Raw genomic sequence first — 18,249 nt, 5'->3', positions numbered from 1 at the left:
GTTCAAGGCTGTGTATATCGACCGCCGCGAACTGAAATGCGCCTGCGTCGGCGGCGACAGCAATGTACCGCTCGGCTTAGTATCGCTCACCGAAAACCTCATGATGGTGGCGATGGCCGTGTGGATGACAGTGACGGCCGGCGGCCTCGGCGCAGGTCATTGACTTGAACCGTCCGTCACCTCGTTGCCGCGATGATTCCCCGCGGCGCCGGGTTCTCTGACGCTCCTGCGAAGGTCCTTCGCTCGCATCAGTCTGTAGCAGGCGGGCACCACGAACAGTGAAAGCAGCGGCGCGGTTATCATGCCACCGACCATGGGGGCCGCAATACGGCTCATCACTTCCGAGCCCGTGCCTTGGCCCAACAGGATGGGGAGGAGGCCCGCCATGATCACCGCCACGGTCATTGCCTTCGGACGGATCCGCAGTACGGCCCCCTCGATGATCGCGGCGTCGAGCGCCGCAATGTCGCATGGGCGGTGCTCGGCGAAAGACTGCTGGAGGTAAAGCAGCATGATCACACCGAATTCCGCCGCGACACCCGCGAGGGCGATGAAGCCTATGCCGGTGGCAACCGAAAGATTGTGCCCCTCCAGCGCGAGAAACCAGACACCACCGATCAGCGCGAATGGCATCGTGGCCATGATCAGGACGGCTTCGCCGGCACGGCGGAAGGTCATGTAGAGGAGCACAAAGATGATCAGCAGCGTCGCCGGCACGACCACCATCAATCGAGCCGTGGCGCGCTCGAGGAATTCGAACTGGCCCGAATAGGCAATGCTCATGCCCGGGTCGATCCGCACCTCGCGCGTCACGGCTGCGCGCAGATCGCCAACGACGGCGGCGAGGTCGCGGCCGCGCACATCGACATAGACCCACCCGGATAAGCGGGCATTTTCACTGCGCAGCATCGGTGGACCATCGCTGATCTTCACCGTGGCGACCGTACCCAAGGTAATTTGCTGCCCTTGGGCCGTGAAGATTGGCAAGGCCCTGAGGTTCTCGAGCGAATCCCTGATTTCGCGCGGGTAGCGCAGGTTTATGGGAAACCGCGCCAACCCGTCCACGATTTCGCCGATGGCCTCGCCGCCGATCGCCGAGGTGATCAGAAGCTGTACGTCGGCGATGTTGAGGCCATACCGTGCCGCCGTGGCACGATCGATCGTCACGTCAACATAACGTCCGCCTGTCAATCGCTCCGCCAGCGCGGAGCTGACACCGGGAACCGACTTCGCCACACGCTCCACGGCCAGGGCCGTCTTGTCGATCGCTGCCAGATTCGTCCCGGCGATCTTGACGCCGATCGGGCTCTTGATGCCGGTGGCCAACATATCGATGCGATTTCTAATGGGCGGCACCCAAATATTGGCGAGACCCGGCAATTTGACCGCGCGATCCAGCTCGTCGACCAGTTTTTCCGGTGTCATGCCCGGGCGCCACTGGTCCCGAGGCTTGAGGCGTATCGTCGTTTCGAACATCTCCAAAGGTGCGGGATCGGTCGCGGTGTCGGCTCGGCCGGCCTTACCGAACACGCGCTCGACCTCAGGCACGGTCCGGATCATCCGATCGCTGAGTTGCAGCAATTCGGCGGCCTTTGCCGCCGATAGCCCCGGCAGGGCGGAAGGCATGTAGAGGAGATCGCCTTCATCGAGCGGTGGCATGAACTCCGCCCCGAGACGCTGCAGCGGCCACCAGGTGGTGGCCAGCAGCAATATTGCGACGATCACGGTCGCCCACGGCCACCGCAGCACTGCCGCAAGCGCGGGCCGGTAGATCGCGATCAGCCCGCGATTGATCGGGTTGCGCGCTTCATCCGGAATCTGGCCGCGGATCCAGTAGCCCATCAACACGGGAATGAGCGTGACCGAAAGGCCGGCCGCCGCAGCCATCGAATATGTCTTCGTGAAAGCGAGCGGCGCGAACAACCGCCCTTCCTGCGCCTCGAGGGCGAAGACCGGCACGAAGGACAAGGTGATGATCAGGAGGCTGAAAAACAGGGCCGGACCGACTTCGACGGCGGCGTCGCCGATGATCCGCCAGTGTTCGTCGCCGCCGAGCCTGGCCCCAGGATGATCATGTTTCCACCGCTCGATCCGCTTGTGAGCATTTTCGATCATGACGACGGCGGCATCGACCATGGCGCCGATGGCGATCGCGATGCCGCCCAGCGACATGATGTTGGCGTTGATGCCCTGCTGCCGCATGACGACGAACGCCGCCAGCACGCCGAGCGGCAGGGCGACGATGGCAACCAATGCCGAGCGCAGGTGGAACAGAAACAACGCGCAGACCACCGCGACGACGACGAATTCCTCAATCAGCTTGTCACGCAGATTGCCGACCGCGCGATCGATGAGCTCGCTGCGGTCATAGGTCGTCACGATCTCGACACCGGGAGGCAGGCTGGCTTTGAGCTGCTCCAGCCTGGCCTTGACCGCGGCAATGGTCTCACGGGCGTTCTTGCCCGAGCGCAGCAAGACCACGCCGCCGGCGACCTCGCCCTCGCCGTCGAGTTCGGCGATGCCGCGCCGCATCTCCGGCCCTATTTGGATCGTGGCGACGTCGCCGAGTCGGATCGGCGTGCCGCCGGCGGCAAGACCGAGAGGAATCGTCCGAAAGTCGTCCAGGCTCGCGAGATAGCCGCCAGACCGAACCATGTACTCGGCCTCAGCGAGTTCGAGCACCGATCCGCCGGCCTCCTGGTTCGCCCGTGCGATCGCATCGCGCACCGTACCCAGCGGAATTCGGTATGCCGCAAGCGCCTCGGGCTTCACCACCACCTGATATTGGCGGACCATGCCGCCGATCGCCGCGACCTCGGCGACATTGGGCAGGGTTTTCAGTTCGAAACGCAGGAACCAGTCCTGCAGGGCGCGAAGCTGGCCGAGATCGTGCCCACCGGTCCGGTCGACCAGCGCATACTCGTAAATCCAGCCCACGCCCGTCGCATCGGGCCCCAGGGCCGGCCTGGCTCCCGGGGGGAGGCGCGCTTGCACCTGGGAGAGATATTCCAGGACGCGAGAGCGCGCCCAGTAGAGATCGGTGCCGTCCTCGAAAAGGATATAGACGAAGGAATCGCCGAAGAACGAGAAGCCGCGCACGGTCTTTGCCCCAGGCACCGCCAGCATGGTGGTCGCCAGGGGGTAGGTGACCTGGTTCTCGACGATCTGCGGTGCCTGGCCGGCAAAGCCGGTGCGGACGATTACCTGCACGTCCGACAGGTCCGGCAAGGCATCGATCGCGGTGGTTCTGACCGACCAGATGCCGGCTGCCGCGAGGAACAGCGTGGCAAGCAGCACGAGGAAACGATTGGCGATCGACCAGCGGATGATGGCGGCAATCATTTGGGCGCCCCCGCCTTTCCGATCTGATCGACGACGAAAACATCGCCGACGCCACGCAAGGCGAACGCAACGGTGTCGCCTGGCCGCAATCCCGCAGCCAGGTCCGGCCGAGTAAGCTTGAAGGACATGGTCATCGCCCCCCAGCCGATGGCTGGGATCGGTTCATGCGAGAGAGTGATTTCGTCGCCATCGATCGCCTCGACCCGTCCGCTGCTCCGGTGCAACACGTCGCCCGGCTCGGGCCCGGCCGTGAGACCCGCCAGGCTCGCTTCCGAATCGATCAGGAATTGACCCGAGACGACGACCTTCTGGCCCTCTGCCAAGCCGCTCAGCACGGCGATGCGGCCCCCGCCCTCGCGGCCAAGCATCACCTCGATCGGCCGGAACCGGCCCTCGGGCTCGGCCAGCATGACGATGGAACGGCGGCCTGTCCGTATCACCGCCTCCGCGGGTACGGTCAGAACCGGCATGGCATCGCCGCCCAGGCGGATGTTGGCGAACATTCCCGGCCGCAGGCGCCTGTCGCGGTTGGCGAGTTCGATCCGCATCTTGACCGTCCGGCTGACCGCATCGGCTTCCGGAAGCACGGCAACGATCGTGCCGGCGAATGCCTCTTCGGGAAAAGCCACCAACCGGGCCTCGACCGTGGCGCCGGCTCGAATGCTGCCGCTCAGGGCCTCCGGTACCGCGGCCTCGAGCCAGACCGGGTCGAGACCGTTCAGCCGCGCAAGCGTCATGCCCGGGGCAACGGTCATGCCCTCTCGGACCTCCAGGGACTGGATCACCCCTGTCACCGGCGCCACCACTGTCATCGTGGCGGCCGTCTTGCCGCTGTGGTCCACCCGGTCGATCTCGGATTGCCGCATCCCGAGGAGTCGGAGCCGCTGGCGCGCCGCGTCGAGCAGGGAACGGTCGGCGACGTCACGGAGCGCGAGAAACTCGATCTGGGCGGCCGCCCAATCCGGTTGAAGGATGTCGGCCAATGCCGCGCCTTTCTCGACGACGTCGCCGGATGCGCGCCGATAGACCCGCTCGACGAAGCCGCCCGTACGCGCCTGCAGGACGGCAACATCGCGATCGTTGAAGGCGATCGTGCCGGTTACGAAGACCTGTTGGGAAAGATCGGTCCGCTCGGCTGTCGCAAGCCGCATCCCAAGATTCTGCAGGGTACCCGGCGCTATGCGTACCGATCCTTCCTCACCTGCCTCACCTCCATCGTGGGCGTATTTCGCGACCAGCTGCATGTCCATGAACGGGGACTTGCCGGGCTTGTCAAAGCGCTGGTTCGGCACCATCGGATCGTACCAGTAGAGAATTTTGCGATCGTCCTGGGCTGCGGGCGGAGACGCCTGGGCCGGTTCCGCCGAAGGCATCCGGCGAGCGATCAAATAGCCGCCCGCCAGACCCGATGCGCCCGCGACCACCGCCAGGAGAACGGCGCTCGTCTTCCACCCGGTCATTGGGGTTCCCGCCCGTAGGTGAAAGCAAGCCGCGTGGCCAAGGCGGCCTTTGCCCCCTCCAGGTTTAGCGCGTCGATCCGCCTGTCGATCGCTTCTCGCCGAGCGGCGAGCACCGCGGCGATCTCGCCACGGCCGCCAGCATAGCTCGCGGTCTCCAATTTCACGCGCTCCAGCGCGAGGGGGATCGAAGCGTCTCGCATCCGCGCGAGCCTGCGCGACAGGGCGTCATATTCGGCCAATTCTTCATCGAGCCGGGCCTGACGTTCCCGGAGCGCGTCCTCACGTTCCGCGGCGACCCGCTGCAGTTCGAGCCGCCGCGCCAGGATACGCGGATCCTGGCGCGAGGCCTGGAACAGCGGCAGATCAATCGTGACCTGGACCGACACCATATCGCCGAACTGCGGCGCGCGGCGCTGATAGGCGACGCCGACGCCCCAGTCCGGTGATTTTCCGGCCTGAGCCTCCCGCAGATTCGCGTCGGCGGTGCGTGTCATCGGTTCGTAGAGCATGAGATCCGGGTGGCTTGCCGCCTGATCCCGAAACGCCGCCGGTTCGATGCTGGTGACCGGAGGATCGCCGGCTAGGACTTGGTCGCCGGCGGGCCCGACCCAGCGCCTCAGCGCCGCCTTGGCCTTGGCGAGGTCGCGGGCCAGTTCGTCGCGACGGTCACCGAGCCTTGCCGCTTCTTCCCCCGGCATCACGGGCTCGGCGGCGCGGGCCTTGCCGCCCGCGACCTGTGCCTTGACCACCTGGGCAAACACCTTGTTTTCCCGTTCCAGTTCATCGAGCAAAGCCGATCTGCGCTCGACATAGAATCGATTGACCCAGGCGACCGCCGCCTCTCGGCGGATGGTGATGCGTTCGACGTCGCCGCGCACGGTCGCTTCCTGCACCCCGGCTCTCGCCACATCGGCGCGCGCCTGGCGCTTCCCGGTGTTTGGGATGTCCTGCTGCACACCGATGCGGGCCATGGCCATGTTCTCCTGCCCCGGTGCCCACCCGGTGGGACCGGAGACGGGAAAATTGTCGATCCCGACCACCAGCTTCGGATCGGGCAGGGCATCGGCGGGAACAACTGCCGCCTGGGCCGCAGCGACCGCCGCCTCCCGAGCAGCGAGGCCGGAGGACACGGCCTCGGCGACCGTCAACGTCCGGTCGAAAGTGAGGGATGGCTCGCCCGCGAGAGCAGCGCGAGTGAACGCGGTCAGCGCTATGGCCGACCACAGAATGATGAGGTTGGGCATCTGGCCTTCTCCGGGCATTGATCTGCACGACAGGCGCGCCAAGGGGCGCCCGCGGATTGCAGGAATCCGAGCTGGAAGCGATCAGGTCAGATGCGAGGTGGCCGCCACGGTCCGTTCGGTGGTGCGCCGCCAGTCAGGCCGGCGACCGCAACTGGCTCGGCTTGGCGCAACACTTCGCGCTGCGGCGAGACGAGCGGCCCCGCGGGAAGTGCCGGCACGCTGGCGCAACCGATGCCCGTCTTGCAGAGGAGACCGCCGGGCAACGGCGATTTGCCGGGATGTTTATCCGGACAGCAAGGCACGTCGTCAGCGGTCATCGACGCCATCGGGCAAATTTCACCGATCGCCGCCATCGTGCTTCCCAACGAGGCCAGCACCAGAGCGAAGCAGCAAATCAGGCTCAGCCAAAAACGGCGCATCTCGAATCGCTACCACGATCCCGCGGAACTGCCAACCGGCGTCATGCCGGCGCCGGGACGGGTCTCCCAGCGCCGGGTTGCCGCGTTAGCTGCGGCGGCCGCCATTCTGCTCTTCGCGCAACCAGTCACGATGTTCCTGGCCGGCATGGGGCTGCTGGGGCGTCTTGTTGCCCTGCATGATGTGGCTCCTGCGGTCATGCATGTGGCAATCCGCCTTGGCGGGGGCCTCCGAGCATGGCGGCAGTCCGTCGGTTGCCGCCGCGGCCGGCATGGCTGCCGCCGCGGCCCCGATCAGGATGATGGCGGCGAGGAAGCGGGAAGCGACGTAGATCATGATTTTCTCCTGTTCATCTGCGATCCGACGACCGTACCAGGCCTCGATTGCAGGAGATTTCCCCATTGATAACAAATGATTGCAGGAGGCCGCCGGGGCTATTGCGCGCAGGGACGCGTCCCCTTGGGGGGCTCGTGCACATGCACCGGCACGACCGCCTTGAACGACACGAAGTCGAGCTGAACCTCGATGATCTCCCCCGGCCAGATCTCGCGCGTGAGCGGCGCTATCTCATAGCGAAGGTGGGAGGTGAGCAGATCGAGCCGGCTTTCAGGCGGAATATTGATCGATCCGAGATCCGCCGTGTCGCTCGCACCAATGCGCGCTTTCAGGCGCGCGTTCGGCGCAACGTTCGATGACAGGCCCGCCAGGTGCAGCCGCGTCGAACTGTCATTGGCAACGATGAAACCCAAGCGCGCCGCCGCCCCCTTGCAGGTGGCGATGACGGTCGGTGATTCGATCCGTATCGCGCTCGTCAGCCCGACGGGGATGTCGGCGAGAGCTGGGAAAGCGCCGATGAGCCCGACAAGGAACACAGCGAGCCGGATTCCGGCTTTGCGCGGCTCGCCGCCGGCCGAGGACGAGTGGTGGTTTTTCAAGACGGACTCCAACTCCGTGGACGGTATGGACGGGGGCCGCGCAGCGCGCCGGCCGGTCTGCGACCCGCGATGGGCCGCAGTTCTCAAGGGATCAAATTTATCGACGCCAGATTGCTGCCGTGTTCCCCGACAGATACTTAGTGTTGCGGCATCACGGCCGGCTTGCCTTCGGCATCGATACCGTCGCCAGGACGCCGCCATCCAGCTGGTTGGTCAACGCCACATCCGCGCCAAAGCCCCGGAGAAGGCTGCGGCAGACGGTCAATCCCAACCCGACGCCACCGGTGTTCCGGTTGCGCGAATCTTCCAGGCGCACGAACGGTTCGAAGACCCGTTCGAGGTCCGCGGCGGGGATTCCCGGCCCTGCATCCTCAATGCGCACGAGCCATGCCAAATCGGTCTCGCCCACCGAGATCCGCGCGCGATTGCCGTATTTCACGGCGTTACCGACGAGGTTGGACAGCGACCGCTTCAGGGCGAGCGGCTTGGCCGATACATAGGCCTTGGGCGGGTTCATCAGGAGAACGTCTTCGCCGGCATCGATATGATCGTCGCAGATCGTCTTCAGGATAGCACCGAGGTCGACGATGCGGACTTCCCCGCCCATCGTTTCGACACGCAGGAAGTCGAGCGTGGATTCGAGCATTTCCTCCATTTCGGCAATATCCTGAAACATCTTCTCGCGCAGCGCTTCTTCTCCAATGAATTCCGCGCGCAATCGCAGCCTGGTCAGGGGGGTGCGCAAATCGTGCGAAATCGCCGCCAAGGTCTGCGTCCGGTCGTTGATGAGGTTCCTGATCCGCCGCTGCATCTGATTGAAGGCGCGAGCGGCATGCCGAACCTCCGTCGCGCCTTCTTCGGCAACGAAAAATTCCGTCTTGCCGGTACCGAGCTGATCGGCCGCATCCGCGAGACGCCGCAGCGGGGCCGTGAGCGAACGCACGAGCAAGATGGAGACCACCAGGACACCAACGGCCATCGCGGTTGTCGATGCCACCGTTCCATGTTGATCGAAGCCCCCGGCGTTGATCAGCGGGGCTGAAACATTGACGAAGCTGCCGTCCGGAAGCTGCAGCGATGCCAGCAAATAGTGAGGATCCCCGACAACGTGGCGCGCTCCTACGCCCTGTTCCGGTCCTGCGCCGATGCGGAGCGACGATTGTGCGAGATCCGGGGCGAAACCGATCAGCCGCTGGCGTAGGCCTGCCGAGAACTGACTATCCGCCCCCCCCGGGGTGATCAGGCTGCGGGAGCCCCAATGAATATCGACGGTGCTGCTCGAAAGGGCATGGGCGGCGCTGTCGCGTTCGGCCGGAGGAATCTCGATCAACGCCCGCTGGACGGTTGCGAGCTTCTCCGCCAACAGTTGCTCGCGCGAGGATACCAGGCGCGTCTCGACCCCGAATTCGTAGACCCAGATGCTGAACAGATGGAACAGTCCGAGGCTGACCAGCAGGATCGCGATCGTGCGCCCCGCCAGGCTGACCGGCCATAGGCGGATCACTGGCGCGTTACCGCGGGAACGAACATGTACCCTGCGCCACGAATGGTCTTGATGAGCGGCGAGGCCGATCCATCCATCTCAAGCTTCTTGCGAAGCCGGCTGATCTGGACGTCGATCGACCGATCGAACCCCTCGGTCAGTCGATGGCGGGCAAGTTCAAGCAGCTGCTCGCGGCGAAGCACCCGATTTGGATGTTCGACGAACGCCAGCAGGAGATCGTACTCACCACCGCTGAGGTCGATCACGACCCCCTCCGGATTGGCCAGTTCATGCCTGTGCGTGTCCAGTGACCAACCGGCGAAGGTGATGTAGCGCTGACGGTGCGCCGTAGTCGGATCACCGGCATGCGCAACCCGCCGCATCACCGCCCGAATGCGCGCGAGCAACTCTCGCGGATTGAACGGCTTGGGAAGATAGTCGTCGGCGCCGACTTCCAGGCCCACGATCCGGTCGGTTTCGTCGCGGCGCGCCGTGAGCATAATGATCGGCATCATCGACCGGGCCCTGATCTCTCGGCATAGATCCAGCCCGGATGTCCCCGGCAGCATCACGTCGAGCACGACGAGGTCGACTTCGGCATTGGCGAGCGTCTCCCTCATTTGAACGGCATCCCGGGCGCCAGTCACGCGAAAGCCGTTTTCGCGCAAGAAACGCCCGATAAGCTGCCGAATCTCCCCGTCATCGTCGACGACCAGAATGTGAGGTTCTATGCTCATGATTTCGACTATACCGTATTCTTCCGGCAAGGTGGGCCCGACTGCCGCGGCGAGGAACGCCGCCGCGACAGTCTGCTTCAGCACGACGGCAACTCTGCAACCGCGGTCGTTACTTTGCCTTCTCCAGCGACGTCACGGTCATGCCATCGGCCGTCTTGGCCACGCTGAAAAGAACCTTGTCGCCTACGGCGGCTTTGTCCAGCAGCGACGGGTCCTGCACCCGGAAGATCATGGTCATCCCCGGCATGTCCATGCCAGCTATCGGTCCGTGCTTGAGAGTGATCTTTCCCTGCTCGCGATCAATCTTGCGCACTTCGCCGTCGGCGGTTCCGGTCATCGCCTGGGCAACCACCATAGGCGTCGCGCCCTGCGCCTGGCCGAGCGCAGGATACAATGCAGCGAAGGAAATCGCCGCCAATAGGGCCATCGTCTTCATCTTCGATCTCCTTGATTAACGCACGAGAACCTTGCCGACCATGCCGGCGTCGAAATGCCCAGGCACGAGACAGCCGAAGTCATACTCGCCCTTGACCTTGGTGAACTGCCAAACCAGGGTTCCGGTCTCGCCGGGGGCTACGGTGATGGAGTTCTTGCCGGCCTCGTGTTCCATCTCCGGGAATTTCTTCATCACTTCGGCATGTTCTTTGAGCTCGGCAGCCGAGCCGAGCACCATTTCGTGTTTCACCGCGCCCGCGTTCTTCACCACGAATTTGACCGTTTCGCCAGGTAGCACCATCACCTTGGCAGGGGTGAAGCGCATGTTGTCATTCATCGTGAGTTCGATGACCCGCGCGCGCGCCTTGGGGTCGCCAGGTTGCCCCAGCGCCGCCGCTTCGCCCGCTTCCTGTGCATGGCCGCCACCATGTCCGGGGCTGGCGCCCGCGATTTGAGCGGTCGCGGCCAATCCCGACAGGGCCGCCGCCGCAAAAACAATTGCACGCATTTCGATATCCTCGATGTGGTTCAGATTGGTCCGTTCCATTCATAGGCAACCGTTCCAGGCGGGTGCTTGAACCAGCCGGGATCGCGGTAGTCGCCGCGGGGCAGGCCCTCGCGCACCTTCATCACGCTGAACATGCCCCCCATTTCGATCGGGCCGAACGGCCCCGTGCCCGTCATCATGGGCAGGGTGTTGTCGGGGATCGGCATCTCCATGTCCTGCATGTCGGCCATGCCGCGTTCGCCCATTACCATGTAGTCCGGCACCAGAGAGGTGATCTTGCGGGCTACCTTGCGGTGATCGACCCCGATCATCGTCGGGACGTCATGTCCCATCGCATTCATGGTGTGATGCGACTTGTGACAATGGATCGCCCAATCGCCGGGTTCACTCGCCACGACCTCGAAGGCGCGCATCGCACCGACCGGGATATCGATCGAGACTTCTGGCCAGCGGGCCGAGGGCGGTACCCATCCCCCATCGGTGCCGGTGACCTCGAAGTCGTAGCCGTGCAGGTGGATCGGGTGGTTGGTCATGGTCAGGTTGCCGACCCGGATACGCACCCGGTCACCCCGGCGAACCGGCAGCGGATCGATGCCGGGAAAGACGCGGCTATTCCAAGCCCACATGTTGAAGTTGGTCATCTCCGCCACCTTCGGCGTCGCGGCACCGGGCTCGATGTCGAAGGAATTGAGGAGAAATACAAAGTCACGGTCGACGCGATACCGTGAGGAATCCCGCGGGTGAACGACAAAGAAGCCCATCATGCCCATCGCCATCTGGACCATTTCGTCCGAGTGCGGGTGGTACATGAAGGTGCCGCTCTTCTTCAGGTCGAATTCATAGACGAAGGTCTTGCCGACCGGGATGTGAGGCTGGGTAAGCCCGCCGACGCCGTCCATGCCGTTGGGCAGCAGCATCCCATGCCAGTGGATGGTCGTATGCTCGGGCAGCCGGTTGGTCACGAAGATGCGTACCCGATCGCCTTCCACGGCTTCGATGGTCGGCCCGGGACTTGACCCGTTGTAGCCCCAGAGGTTGGCCTTCATCCCTGGCGCGAATTCGCGGACCACAGGCTCGGCCACGAGGTGGAATTCCTTGACGTTGCCGTTCATGCGCCACGGCGCCGACCAACCGTTCAAGGTGACCACGGGATTGTAGGGCCGCCCGGTCGCCGGGGCGGACGGCGCAAGCGTCTTCGGGTCGTCGCGCAGCATCGGTTCGGGCAAGGCGGCCAGCGCCGTGCGCTGTACCACGGCGCCGCCGATCAGCGCGGCGCCGGCAGCGAAGAGAGAACGTCTGGTTACCATCGAATTTGATTCCTTCGCTTAGTCGCCGCCGGCGTCCGCGCCGGCAAGCCGCAGGCCTCCACCAGCAGACATGCCGGCATCGGCGATCGTCACGAACTGGAGGTCGGTGTCGGCGATCCAGAAATCGCGTTGCGCGTCGATCGCGGCGATCACACTGCGGATCTGGGCCTGAGCATCGATCAGAAGCTCGAACACGCTGGACAGCATGCCGTTGTAGCGCAGCTGCATCTCCTCGGAGATGCGGGTGCGCAGCGGCACGACCTCGTCGCGATAGGCGATCGCGAGATCGAGGGCCGTCCGGTAGTTGATGTAGGCTTCGCGGGCTTCGGAACGGGCATTCACCGCCGTGCCGGCCAATCGATGAGCCGCCTGCTGGTAGAGGTATTCGGCTCGGGCGACCTTGGCATCGCCCCAGTCGAAGATCGGGATCTCAAGGCTGATCTCATAGCCTGTCGAGCGTGCGCCACCCCCGGTTTCGCGGATGTAGCTCGCATCGAGCACGTTGACGAATCCGGTGGCGCGGGTCAGGCCAAGCGATGTCGCCAGGCTGTCGATGGCGGCCCTACCGGCCTTGATGTCGAGCCGGTCCCGCACCGTCGTCGCCTCGACATCCGCAACATCGACCGGCTGGGCGGGCAGGTCGGGCAGGCGCGGCGGAAGCTTGAAGGCGGTATTGGGCCCCCACAAGCCCAACAGCCGCGTCAGTTTCTCGCGCTCGCTGGTCGCGGCCCGCCGGGCCACTCCTGTTTGCGCCGTCGCGTCGGCATGGAAAGCCTGCTCGCGGGCGAAGTCGAGGGTGTTGAAATTCCCGACCCGGGCCATGCGGCGGGCCAGCTCGGCGCTGGCTGCGGTCGCCTCCCTGACCTGCATGACATAGTCCGCGACCTGGCCGGCCGCGATGGCGCGGTAATATGCCCGCCGGGTTTCGGCCGCGATGCGCAGGACCGCGTTGGCGGTGTTAAGCTTGGCGACGGTCAGGCGGTTCTGCTCGATATCGATGCGCAGCGGCATGAACAAGACGTCGACCACGGACAGCGTGAACTTGCGTTCGATATCGACGACGCCGGCACTTTCGAGGCGCTTGAACGAAAACCCCGGGTTGGGCAGGCGATAGGCCTGGGCCAGATCCGCGGCGGCCAGCCCGAGTTCGGACAGGTCAATCTGGAGCGCCCGGTTGTTGAGCATCGCGATCTCGACGGCGTCGTCGACCGTCAGCGGCTGGGCCAGGAGTGTTTCGACGCGGGATCGGGCCTTGTCGGCAGCCTCGTCATTGGAAATCCATGCCGGCTGGCGCCCTGTCTTTGCCTTTGTAATGGCGTTGACGTCGTCAAAGCTGGATTGGGCGATCGGCCCGGCGCAGCCTGCCAGCAATAAGGCGATCGCCGCGGCGGCCAAGCCGCCGCGCAAGGTGCGGGGCTCAACCGCCATGATGGGCTCCGTGGCCGGTGACCGGCGTCAGCGGTGCCGCCTTTGGCGTCTCGCTCTCGCCGGATTGGGAAGACGGTGTCGGATCGGCGGCAGCGTCCGCTTCGCCTTTCAGGGCGCCAGCGTGGCCGCCAACCTGCCCGACGGTCCTGTTGGCGTCCTTCCACGGAATCCGCTTTACGTCCCGGAAAGGCTCATACCCTTTGAAGACCGGGTCGTAATGCAACGCCGATGTCGGGGCCGTCGGATCGGCCGGATCTGGCGCTGCTTTGCTCGACCCTTCTGCAGTCCATGCGGGCCCGGCTGCAAGCCATAGGCCAGTTGCCAGAAGCAAACCTCGTGTCAATTCATCCTCCGCCGTCGATGGGCCAACCGCAGCGGAAGGTAGCGACGTCGCAATACCCGAAGTTTGCTCCTCTGTTACATAGTATTGCAGCGGCGGGCGCGGTGCGGCCCCGGAGCGGGCGCGGCGATCAAAGCTGGCCGGGCCTGTCAGCCGCGCGCGTTGCTGAGCCCATGGCGTCGGAGCTCGCGGCGGGAAAGTTGACGCTTGGCAATCGCGTATCGCCGCTCAGGATGCTCTGCGAGGTACCGTTTTCGTGAAGCCTCGTCGTCGGTGGGCGGGCCGGCCAGAACCGCCTCGCCGGTCACTACGTCGAAGCAGCCGGGCGTGACCAGACGACGCACCACTCTCTCGATCAGACGCATCGCGCTGTCGAAATAGACCGACCGCGCGACCTCTTCGAGAACCAGGTAGGCGCGATATTCGGGCTTCGGCAGATCCGCGAAGGTCACCTCATACCAGATGCCGTCGATCTTCCGCAGATGCCTGGCCGCCACATCAAGGCTATCCGACGGCCTGGGCCGCCGATGCATCGCTCTCCGCAGGCGCTTCACCTCCTGAATCTCGGGGAGATCTCCGGTGCGCTTCAGGATGCCGTCTGCCGGGTCGACGTAGAGCGGTTCGTACCATGGCCAGGGATCGCCAACGCCTAGTGGCCCTGGCATGCGCCCGTGCGCATTGACCTGGACGAAGTTCGGCAGGTGGTCGCGAACATGCTGCTGCACCGTGCTGGTGACGCGAAGATTGCGGGCGATCTCGCTATAGACGTCGTTCCAGGGGCGCCCGACCTGGCGCTCGAGGAAGCGCCACAGCGGCCGGAGATTTTCGTTGAGGTCTTTGTAGGCGCCCCGCTCCAGATACGGCCGTTGCATGCCCTGTTTGGAAGGCAGATGATCGAACGGCACGGGGCGGCCCTTGCGCGTCCAGATACCGCCGTAGCGCGGACGCTCCACGAGCACTCGCGACATGTCATGGCGCATGGCACAGCCTCGGTTCGAATTTGGGATGAACAAGAGGAGGCGCCGCCATTAACGGCGGGCGGGCGGGCTGGAATTGTCGGGTAGCCGGATCCTTCTTGCGCGCTGAGGTATGCCGGAAAGGAACGCACTCTGTCAAATCACGGTTGGGGAGGATAGCAGCGCCGCTCGCCGAAACGCTGCGCCATGGCCTGGTCTTAACGTCTCTGCCTCTCAGCTATTGCCGCGTTCTAAGCCGTCTTGGCCGAGCTCGGCCCTGCTGCGGCGACAACTGACGACGGCATCGAGAATATCGGCCTGGCGAGGAACAGGAGCGTCGCCCGGCAGCAACCAATTGATGCCCTGGAATTGAAATCTGTTGATGAAGAAACGGCCGTTGTCAGCGCCAATTCATGATATTGATGAATGGCTTAGATGTTTGCGATTTGAAGTTTGCTAGTGAAATTCGAAAATTGAAGCTTTGAACTGAAACCGACACAGGTAACCGTCATCGTCGTCGTCGATCAAGCGCGCCTCCGCCGCTCGGCGATGCGCCTTCGCAAAACGCACCCAAATGATTCTAACAGGAACATCAGGACTTTAAACGGGAACTAGGAATTTTCTGGCCGCAATTATTCCCGGTCTACCCATTTCCCGGGAAGCGTAGGGCGTCTCCGTTGCCGTTGTCCGTCGATGGCGGCTCCAACCAGCAAACTATGACACTGACATGATCGTAACTGCTTGAATTCGCTGACATATTCGTACGCCCATGGCGTTCGCCACGCTCAAATCCCGCATTGGAATCGTTTCCAAACGATCATTTCATGATAACCTGGGGATATGGAAGGACGGCCGGGTGCCGTTCGATTCACGGTATCCAGTTATGCTGATCGGCTACGCCCGGGTTTCGACCGACGACCAGCGCAACGCCTCGCAGCTCGACGCGCTGCGCCAGGCCGGTTGCGAGGTGATCCACGAGGAGGAGGGGTCCGGCGGCAACCGGGCCCGGCCGCGGCTGCTGGCCATCCTCCGCTCGATCGGCCCGGGCGACGTGCTGGTCGTCGTCCGGCTCGACCGGCTGGCCCGCTCGCTGCAGCACCTCCTCGAGGTGATCGAGATCCTGACAGCCCGCGGCGCCCATTTCCGCAGCCTCAACGATCCGGTCGACACCTCGAGCCCGCAGGGGCGGTTCTCGCTGCAGGTGCTGGGCGCGGTGGCCGAGCTCGAGCGGGCGCTGATCCGCGAGCGCACCCGGGCCGGGCTGCAGGCGGCCGCAAGGCGGGGCAGGGTAGGGGGCAACCCGGCGCTGCGCGCCGGCGATCCGGCCGCCCGGGCGGCGTTGTCGCAGGCACGGAAGAGCGCGTACCGGGCGCGGGCGGCGGCTTCCGCCGGCGACGTCCTGCCGATCGTCCGGCGGCTGCGGCCGCACAAGCCCTGGCCGGAGGTCGCCCGCGCGGTCAGCGCGGCGCTGGGGACGAGCTGGACGGCGGACCGGCTGAAGCGGATGGTGGCGTCGCTGGTCGGCCAGAAGCTCGCCGACGCGGCGCTGCTCGGCCGGGCGCGGCCGCGGCGACCGGCCGACGATCCGGCCTACATCGTCGCCGGACTCCTGCAGCGCGAGCCCGGGATGACGCTCGCCGATCTGGCGCGCCAACTCGAGGCTATGCGCGTCAAGACCGCCCGCGGCGCGACCGCCTGGCCGCTGTCATCGGTCGCCGCGCTGCGTGCCCGGGTTCTCGCCGGCAACCTGGCTTGACCACAGCCATGCTGCCGACCAGCACTCAGCCGATACGGGAGCGCGGTCCGAGACTGGGATCGCCGACGGCGGCACACGATGGCGTGGAATTGAAGTTTTCTGGTGAAAGAATGCGTTCGGCGGCCGCAAATAGGTGAACATGGCGCACGGGCTATCGCGGGCGCGATTTGGACTCCGTTGATGAAAAGCCGGGATTTGAAATTTTGAGCTGAAATTGGCCAGACCTGGGCCCTTAAATCTCCTCCGGCCGAAGGTAAGCCTTCTGGTAAGCCCCGCAAGGAGGGCCCCAGAGGCTCGACCTTGCCCATGCAGCCCGGTTACCGGCGATCATTTTGTGATAGGTGCTATTATCACCAGTAACTCTTGATGCCGGAATCGCGGGGGAAACGTGCTGCGAACATGACACCTGCCCCCCTCCTTTCCGGCGTTTCCAGATCGCCCGCAGGGCGCGGCCGGGCAGGGCGGCCGCGGTTGGCTCCACCCGAGCTGCCGGCCGGCTGGCCGGAAATGAGGGCGGTCGACCAGCTAGGCAGATACTGCGGATGACGGGTAACCGGCAAGATGAGCCCGGCTTCGCTCAGCGCCGGCGCTCAGGCGCGGCCAACCCGTCGGGATGCCGTCCATGAGGCCCACCGGAAGCCAGGCGCGATCACCCGCGGACGCCAGGCCGCTCCCTGGGCCGCGAGAAATACCGGCAGCCCAGTGCCGCCCCCGGTGCCACGATTGTTGCCGCAGCCCCGCCGTCACCCCGCAGGAGCACGCTAGGCTGGCGCCGAGGGTGACGATGGTGCAGGGACGGTTCGTGTCGCTCGCTAGCCGCTGTGGCTTCGTAATGGTGTCGCGCGACAGTGAACGCTGCCCGTTGCTCGGCCCGGGTGGCTGCACCGTCTATGCCGACCGCCCGCTGGTCTGCCGCCTGTTTGGCGCCACCGCGGGCGTGATGGAACTGGCCTGCCCGCACGGCTGCGGCCCGGCCGACGCCGGCGACACGCTGACGGCGGACGAAGCGCTCCGGCTGTGGCGGGCCGCCGGCGCGAATGTCTAGGGCGCCGCGCAAGCGTCGCGGCGCCGGGCCTGCGGCCACCAACGATCGCGGACGGCGATGAGTGACAACGGCCCGACTACCTCGACCGATACCGCGATCGTGCCCGGCCCCGACCTGGACGCCGCCCGCGCCCTTGGCCTGGTCCTCGATGCCCGGCTCGACGCCGACGAGCTGCTCGACCGCCTGTGCGCCTGGGCGGCGCGGGCCGAGGGCGCCTATGCTGACAACACCTGGCGGGCCTGGCGGGCCGATATCCGGGTCTGGTGCGCCTGCTGCCGCGCCGGCGGCAGCGCGGCGTTTCCGGCGGCGCCAGCCGACGTCGCCGCCTTCGTGGTCGACGCCGGCGCGCAGGGCAGGGTGGTGGCCACCATCTCGGCGCGCGCGCCAGACCCGGCGCGAGATCCAGACGAGATGGTGACCCTGGCCGTGCGCTCGCTCGCCCGGACCCGCGGCACCCGCCAGCGCCAGGCCGAGCCGCTCCATGCCGAGGACCGGGACCTGATGATCGCGGCGCTCGGCTGGGAAGACCCTGAAGGCCGCGGTCGCATCATGTCGACCCGCGATATCCGCGACGCAGCATTGATCTGCCCCCTCTACGACGGCCTCTTCCGGCGCGAGGAGGTGGTCGGCCTGCGGATCGAGGATCTCGACGTTCAAAAAGAGGGCGATGGCCTGATCCTGCTCCGGCGCAGCAAGGCCGACCAGGAAGGGGAGGGTGACCTGCGCTAACTGGGGTCTCCTCGTTTTCAGTGCAATAAGTGACGGTACGAAAAGCTAGCACTGGCGCGGAGGTGGTGTTGGTAGATCGTTGATTTCATTGACTTTCCTGTTCACTTTCAAATCTGCGATTCGTGGC

17 protein-coding genes and 1 pseudogene are annotated in these 18,249 nt (G+C 65.2%); 5 read left to right on the top strand and 13 right to left on the bottom strand.

Annotated elements, in window-relative coordinates; genetic code table 11:
• Window positions 1-163 (top strand): annotated as a pseudogene (locus tag KAY22_RS13555) (glutaredoxin); the annotation flags it as partial.
• Here the strand turns inward: KAY22_RS13555 and KAY22_RS13550 are convergent.
• The 13 genes from KAY22_RS13550 to KAY22_RS13490 all read right to left on the bottom strand — a co-directional run bounded on the left by KAY22_RS13550 (window position 157) and on the right by KAY22_RS13490 (window position 14,604).
• Window positions 157-3,342 carry an efflux RND transporter permease subunit gene (locus KAY22_RS13550; protein ID WP_296623985.1) on the bottom strand — a complete coding sequence of 1,062 codons (3,186 nt, stop codon included), beginning with the start codon at window positions 3,340-3,342 and terminating at the stop codon, window positions 157-159. The pseudogene KAY22_RS13555 and the gene KAY22_RS13550 sit on opposite strands and share 7 nt — an antisense overlap.
• The gene (locus tag KAY22_RS13545; protein WP_296623984.1) at window positions 3,339-4,802 is read right to left on the bottom strand and encodes an efflux RND transporter periplasmic adaptor subunit; all 1,464 of its coding nucleotides are present in this window, start codon (window positions 4,800-4,802) and stop codon (window positions 3,339-3,341) included. The genes KAY22_RS13550 and KAY22_RS13545 overlap by 4 nt, the downstream gene beginning before the upstream one ends.
• On the bottom strand, window positions 4,799-5,950 hold the full coding sequence (locus tag KAY22_RS13540; protein WP_296623983.1) for a TolC family protein: 1,152 nt from the start codon (window positions 5,948-5,950) through the stop codon (window positions 4,799-4,801). The genes KAY22_RS13545 and KAY22_RS13540 overlap by 4 nt, the downstream gene beginning before the upstream one ends.
• A gap of 182 nt (window positions 5,951-6,132) precedes the next feature.
• Window positions 6,133-6,465, bottom strand: coding sequence for a hypothetical protein (locus KAY22_RS13535; RefSeq protein WP_296623982.1), 333 nt, complete (start codon window positions 6,463-6,465; stop codon window positions 6,133-6,135).
• Window positions 6,466-6,550: 85 nt separating this feature from the next.
• Window positions 6,551-6,799, bottom strand: a complete 249-nt coding sequence (locus KAY22_RS13530; protein ID WP_296623981.1) for a hypothetical protein — start codon at window positions 6,797-6,799, stop codon at window positions 6,551-6,553.
• 98 nt (window positions 6,800-6,897) lie between these two features.
• On the bottom strand, window positions 6,898-7,398 hold the full coding sequence (locus KAY22_RS13525; protein ID WP_296623980.1) for a hypothetical protein: 501 nt from the start codon (window positions 7,396-7,398) through the stop codon (window positions 6,898-6,900).
• A 151-nt stretch (window positions 7,399-7,549) separates the two neighbouring features.
• Window positions 7,550-8,902: an ATP-binding protein gene (locus tag KAY22_RS13520; protein WP_296623979.1), complete on the bottom strand. Its 1,353-nt coding sequence runs from the start codon at window positions 8,900-8,902 to the stop codon at window positions 7,550-7,552.
• Entirely contained in the window at window positions 8,899-9,618 is a 720-nt protein-coding gene (locus tag KAY22_RS13515) for a response regulator (protein WP_296623986.1), read from the bottom strand. Before KAY22_RS13515 ends, KAY22_RS13520 begins: the two co-directional genes overlap by 4 nt.
• Window positions 9,619-9,727: 109 nt before the next feature.
• On the bottom strand, window positions 9,728-10,054 hold the full coding sequence (locus tag KAY22_RS13510; RefSeq protein WP_296623978.1) for a copper-binding protein: 327 nt from the start codon (window positions 10,052-10,054) through the stop codon (window positions 9,728-9,730).
• Between the two features lie 15 nt (window positions 10,055-10,069).
• On the bottom strand, window positions 10,070-10,600 hold the full coding sequence (locus KAY22_RS13505; protein ID WP_296623977.1) for a cupredoxin family protein: 531 nt from the start codon (window positions 10,598-10,600) through the stop codon (window positions 10,070-10,072).
• Window positions 10,582-11,775, bottom strand: coding sequence for a copper oxidase (locus KAY22_RS13500; RefSeq protein ID WP_296623976.1), 1,194 nt, complete (start codon window positions 11,773-11,775; stop codon window positions 10,582-10,584). The genes KAY22_RS13505 and KAY22_RS13500 overlap by 19 nt, the downstream gene beginning before the upstream one ends.
• Window positions 11,776-11,886: 111 nt before the next feature.
• A complete protein-coding gene (locus tag KAY22_RS13495) occupies window positions 11,887-13,296 on the bottom strand; it encodes a TolC family protein (RefSeq protein ID WP_296623975.1) in 1,410 nt (469 codons plus the stop codon).
• A gap of 489 nt (window positions 13,297-13,785) precedes the next feature.
• Window positions 13,786-14,604 carry a hypothetical protein gene (locus KAY22_RS13490; RefSeq protein ID WP_296623974.1) on the bottom strand — a complete coding sequence of 273 codons (819 nt, stop codon included), beginning with the start codon at window positions 14,602-14,604 and terminating at the stop codon, window positions 13,786-13,788.
• A gap of 249 nt (window positions 14,605-14,853) precedes the next feature.
• Between KAY22_RS13490 and KAY22_RS13485 the strand changes: the two genes are divergently transcribed.
• From KAY22_RS13485 to KAY22_RS13470, 4 genes are all read left to right on the top strand, one after another.
• Window positions 14,854-15,009: a hypothetical protein gene (locus KAY22_RS13485; RefSeq protein WP_296623973.1), complete on the top strand. Its 156-nt coding sequence runs from the start codon at window positions 14,854-14,856 to the stop codon at window positions 15,007-15,009.
• 352 nt (window positions 15,010-15,361) lie between these two features.
• Window positions 15,362-16,348 carry a recombinase family protein gene (locus KAY22_RS13480; protein WP_296623972.1) on the top strand — a complete coding sequence of 329 codons (987 nt, stop codon included), beginning with the start codon at window positions 15,362-15,364 and terminating at the stop codon, window positions 16,346-16,348.
• A gap of 613 nt (window positions 16,349-16,961) precedes the next feature.
• Window positions 16,962-17,393, top strand: coding sequence for a YkgJ family cysteine cluster protein (locus tag KAY22_RS13475; RefSeq protein ID WP_366514089.1), 432 nt, complete (start codon window positions 16,962-16,964; stop codon window positions 17,391-17,393).
• Between the two features lie 57 nt (window positions 17,394-17,450).
• Entirely contained in the window at window positions 17,451-18,122 is a 672-nt protein-coding gene (locus KAY22_RS13470; protein WP_296623970.1) for a hypothetical protein, read from the top strand.
• Window positions 18,123-18,249 lie beyond the last annotated feature (127 nt).

Source organism: Rhizorhabdus sp., assembly GCF_018006725.1.
In the GTDB taxonomy this organism is placed as follows: domain Bacteria; phylum Pseudomonadota; class Alphaproteobacteria; order Sphingomonadales; family Sphingomonadaceae; genus Rhizorhabdus.
The sequence above is the reverse complement of the archived record's forward strand: the minus strand, read 5'-3'. Positions and strand labels throughout refer to the sequence as shown.